This is a genomic window from uncultured Mycobacterium sp., from assembly GCF_964249325.1.
Lineage (GTDB): Bacteria > Actinomycetota > Actinomycetes > Mycobacteriales > Mycobacteriaceae > Mycobacterium.
Map to the genome: position 1 here is coordinate 28,768 of NZ_CAXUCH010000031.1, position 378 is coordinate 29,145.

1 pseudogene (only partly in view) is annotated in these 378 nt (G+C 70.1%); it reads left to right on the forward strand.

What is annotated here, in order from left to right:
- Positions 1 to 378: pseudogene (locus ACFE99_RS06635) on the forward strand (protein translocase subunit SecD) (its annotated part extends 94 nt beyond the left edge of the window); the annotation flags it as partial.

A 378-nucleotide genomic window follows, 5' to 3' on the forward strand; every position in this document is an offset into this window, starting at 1 on the left:
GGTGGTCCTGACGGGGAACAAGCGGGCCGAACCGAAACTCGGCATCGACCTGCAAGGCGGCACCCGGGTCACGCTGACAGCGCGGACCCCGGACGGGTCGCGCCCGACCCGCCAGGCGTTGTCGCAGGCGCAGCAGATCATCGGTGCCCGCGTCAACGGCCTGGGTGTCTCTGGTTCCGAAGTCATCGTCGATGGCGACAACCTGGTCATCACGGTGCCGGGGAATAACGGCAACGAGGCCCGCAACCTCGGGCAGACCGCGCGACTTTTCATCCGGCCGGTGATCAACGCGATCCCGGCGGAGACCGCACCGCCGCCCGATCAGCAGCCGCTGCCCGGCCCGGCGTCGCCGGGTACTGCGCCCGGTCAGCCAGGTGA